The 4,319-nt window shown below is 60.7% G+C and carries 1 protein-coding gene and 1 pseudogene; both read left to right on the top strand.

The window, feature by feature from the left end; genetic code table 11:
• The first annotated feature begins 181 nt into the window (after positions 1–181).
• Entirely contained in the window at positions 182–3,880 is a 3,699-nt protein-coding gene (locus tag Q4P21_RS12805) for a nitrate reductase subunit alpha (protein ID WP_303389144.1), read from the top strand.
• Positions 3,880–4,319: pseudogene (gene narY / locus Q4P21_RS12800) on the top strand (nitrate reductase subunit beta); the annotation flags it as partial. The gene Q4P21_RS12805 and the pseudogene narY, both read left to right, overlap by 1 nt.

The following is a 4,319-nucleotide window of genomic DNA, read 5'->3' as shown; positions in this document are numbered from 1 at the left end:
GCACGCAGATTGGCGAATGCACGGCTGTCTGCCCGGTGGGGATCCCGCTGGATGTGATCTCTTTCCTGAACGCCGACGTGTTGTCAGCACTGCCACGCAAGACCGACTGATCTAAATCTCGACGCACTCGAAAACCGAGGGCCAACTCGAACCGCCGCCGGGAGGCTCCGTGAATGCCACCATGAACAGCCCACTCACCGACACGCTTATCAGGTTGCGACGATTTTTCACGCCGAAACAGGAAGTCTCCCCTGATGGCCGTACTCTGCTCAAGGTCGGCGGGCGGTCCGGTGACGCGTTCTACCGCGACCGGTGGAGCCACGAAAAGGTAGTCCGCTCGACACACGGCGTCAACTGCACAGGATCGTGTTCCTGGAACGTATACGTCAAGGACGGCATCATCACGTGGGAAACCCAGGCTGTGGACTATCCCACAACCGGTCCGGACAAGCCGGAGTATGAACCGCGCGGGTGTCCACGAGGTGCATCGTTCTCCTGGTACACCTATTCCCCCACGCGCACCCGGTACCCGTATATCCGCGGCGTGCTGCTCGAAATGTACCGCGAGGCCAAAGCGCGGCTAAAGGATCCTGTGCTGGCCTGGGCGGACATCACGGAAGACCCCGAACGCTCGGCCCGGTACAAGAGTGCCCGCGGAAAGGGCGGTTTAGTACGTGCCAATTGGAGCGAGGCCGTGGAAATCGTCGCCGCAGCACACGTCCACACGATTCGAAAATGGGGGCCGGACAGGGTGGCCGGTTTCTCGCCGATCCCGGCCATGTCAATGGTTTCACATGCATCCGGCGCCCGCTTCGTGAACCTCATCGGCGGTTCGATGCTGAGTTTCTATGATTGGTATGCGGACATGCCGGTCGCGTCGCCACAAGTGTTCGGGGACCAAACCGACGTGCCCGAGTCCGGGGACTGGTGGGATGCAAGCTACTTGATTATTTGGGGCACAAACGTCCCGGTCACGCGTACCCCGGATGCGCACTGGATGGTGGAGGCCCGCTACCGCGGCCAGAAGGTCGTAGTCGTCTCGCCTGACTTTGCAGACTCGACTAAATTCGCCGACGAGTGGCTCCCCGCCGAGCCGGGCACCGATGGCGCACTTGCCATGGCCATGGGACATGTGATTCTCAAGGAATTCTATGTTGAGGGTCAACGCGACTACTTCACCCAGTATGTGAAGAAATACACGGATCTGCCATTTCTGGTGACCTTGGATGAAACCGATGACAAGACGGACACTGATGATCCGGTGTACACGGCGGGGAAGTTCCTCACAGCTTCAGATCTGAACGGCGAGGTGGAGCCGGAAGAGGAAAACGCCGAATTCAAGACCGTGTTGATTGATGCAGCCACTGGTAAATTGCGGGTGCCATCAGGCACGCTTGGGCACCGTTACGGCGAAACAGGTGAAGGCAAGTGGAACCTCGATTTAGGCGACATTGACCCGGAATTGTCGTTGTTGGACAGTGCAGACACCCAGGTGGTCATCAATATGCCCCGCTTTGACGTCCCCCAAGGTGATATCGGCGTCATTCCGCGCGGCGTGCCGGTCCGCCGGGTTGCCGGCAAGCTAGTCACCACCGTGTTCGATTTGATGCTGGCACAGTACGGCGTTGGACGTCCGGGACTCCCCGGCCAGTGGCCGAGCGGATATGACGACGCGGACAGCCCCTACACACCGGCCTGGCAGGAATCAATCACCGGGGTGACTGCCGAGCAGGCTGAAAGGATCGGGCGCGAATTCGCCCAGAACGCCGATGATTCAAAGGGCCGGTCCATGATTCTGATGGGTGCAGGGACGAACCATTGGTTCCATTCGGACACCATCTACCGAACGTTCATGACGCTGACTACGATCACCGGGTGCCAGGGTGTCAACGGCGGCGGCTGGGCGCACTACGTCGGTCAGGAAAAGGTACGGCCGCTCACCGGGTACACCCAGCTTGCCAATGCACTCGACTGGGTGCGGCCACCACGGAACATGGTGCAGACTGCGTACTGGTACCTGCACACCGACCAGTTCCGCTACGACCAGTTCGGCGCTGACACACTCAGCGCACAGACGGGCAAGGGGCAGCTCGCCGGCGTGACGACGGCAGATGTGATCGCACAATCGGCGCGCCTGGGATGGATGCCGTCCTACCCCACGTTCGATAGAAATCCACTGCTCATCAGCGAACAGGCCCGCGCTGCCGGCAAGTCCTCGGCTGACTACATCGTCGACGAGCTAAAGACCGGGAACTTGAAGTTCGCGGCCGAAGATCCGGACTCCCCCGAGAACTTTCCGCGAGTTCTGTCCTTGTGGCGCACGAACCTGTTCGGTTCCTCGGCCAAGGGCAGTGAATATTTCCTTGGGCATCTGCTCGGTGCCGACAACACCGTCAGCGCACAGGAAACGCCGGAGAAGTTCCGTCCACGCGACGTCGTTTGGCACGACGAGGCGCCGATAGGAAAACTTGACCTGCTGACCACCCTGGATTTCCGGATGACCAGCTCCACCCTGCTTTCTGACATCGTGCTGCCGGCGGCGACCTGGTACGAAAAGCACGATCTATCCACCACGGACATGCACCCCTACGTCAACTCGTTTAATCCGGCCATCTCCCCGCCATGGCAGTCGCGCACCGACTGGGACACGTGGCAGGAGATCGCCCGTGTGTTCAGCCAGCTGGCCGAACAGCACTTGGGCAAACAGACCGACATTGTGGCGGCACCTCTAACACACGACACCCCTGATGCCATGGCGTATCCGCATGGCCGGGTCAAGGACTGGAAGCGGGGCGACTGTGAGCCCGTGCCTGGAAAAACGATGCCGAAGATCATCGAGGTGGAGCGTGACTACACGGCCATCGACGCGAAGATGCGCTCCGTTGGCCCGCTGCTTGACACCCTCGGCGCAACGACGAAGGGCATCACGTACGAGCTGTCCGCTGAAATCGAGTATCTGAAGGCGAAGAACGGCGTGGTCCGCGGTGGACCGGCCGATGGGCGCCCGGACATCCTGCACGCCGTGCAGGCCTGCGAAATGGTGCTTGCCCTGTCCGGCACGACCAATGGCCGGCTGGGCACCCAAGGCTTCCGCACCCTGGAAAAGCGCACCGGCCAGATGATGCACGACCTCGCATCGGAAAATGAGGGCAAGCGGATCACGTTCAGCGACACCCAAGCCGGACCCGTCCCCGTGATGACGTCGCCGGAATGGTCCGGCTCCGAAACCGGCGGCCGCCGCTATTCTCCGTTCACCATCAACGTCGAACGGCTCAAACCATGGCACACATTGACCGGGCGGCAGCATTTCTACCTCGACCACGACTGGATGACCGAACTGGGCGAGGGCCTGCCCACGTTCCGCCCACCACTGGACATGACCGCTCTGTTCGACGAGCCGGCCATCGGAGATACTCCGGGGAAGGGCATCTCCGTGCGATATCTGACGCCCCACAACAAGTGGTCCATCCACTCCGAGTATCAGGACAATCTGCTCATGCTGTCTCTGTTCCGCGGTGGTCCAACAATCTGGATGAGTCCGGCAGACGCCGAAAAGATCGACGTCCATGACAACGACTGGATCGAGGCCGTGAACCGTAACGGCGTGGTCAACGCCCGTGCAGTCGTATCGCACCGCATGCCGGAGGGGACTGTGTTCATGTACCACTCGCAGGACCGACTGATCGACATGCCGGTCTCTGAAACGACCAACCAGCGCGGTGGGAACCACAACTCCCTCACCCGGCTGATGATCAAGCCGACGCACATGATCGGTGGATACGCACAGCTAACATACGCGTTCAACTACATGGGCCCCACGGGAAACCAACGCGACGAAGTCACCGTCATCCGGCGACGCAACCAGGAGGTGAGGTACTGATGCGCATCATGGCCCAAATGGCAATGGTGATGAACCTGGACAAGTGCATCGGCTGCCATACGTGTTCAGTAACGTGCAAACAGGTGTGGACGAACCGCTCCGGCGCCGAGCATATCTGGTTCAACAACGTGGAAACCCGGCCTGGGCAGGGCTATCCGCGCACGTATGAGGACCAGGAACGCTGGAAAGGCGGCTGGAAGCTCGACAGACGTGGGCGCCTGAAGCTCAAGGCTGGCGGCCGGTTGAAGAATCTGGCCACTATTTTCGCCAACCCGAACCTGCCGGGCATCAAGGACTATTACGAGCCCTGGACCTACGACTATGAGAATCTCACCACGGCACCGGCACAGGAGCACATGCCGGTGGCCCGGCCCAAATCGCTGCTCACCGGCGAGGACACCTCCATCACGTGGTCCTCGAATTGGGATGACAACCTGGC

The organism is Arthrobacter sp. (genome assembly GCF_030540645.1).
In the GTDB taxonomy this organism is placed as follows: domain Bacteria; phylum Actinomycetota; class Actinomycetes; order Actinomycetales; family Micrococcaceae; genus Specibacter.
The sequence above is the reverse complement of the archived record's forward strand: the minus strand, read 5'-3'. Positions and strand labels throughout refer to the sequence as shown.

Bases quoted from the DNA above. Each gene is read 5' to 3' on its own strand.
- Q4P21_RS12805 (WP_303389144.1), top strand. From the start codon at position 182: ATGAACAGCCCACTCACCGACACGCTTATCAGGTTGCGACGATTTTTC.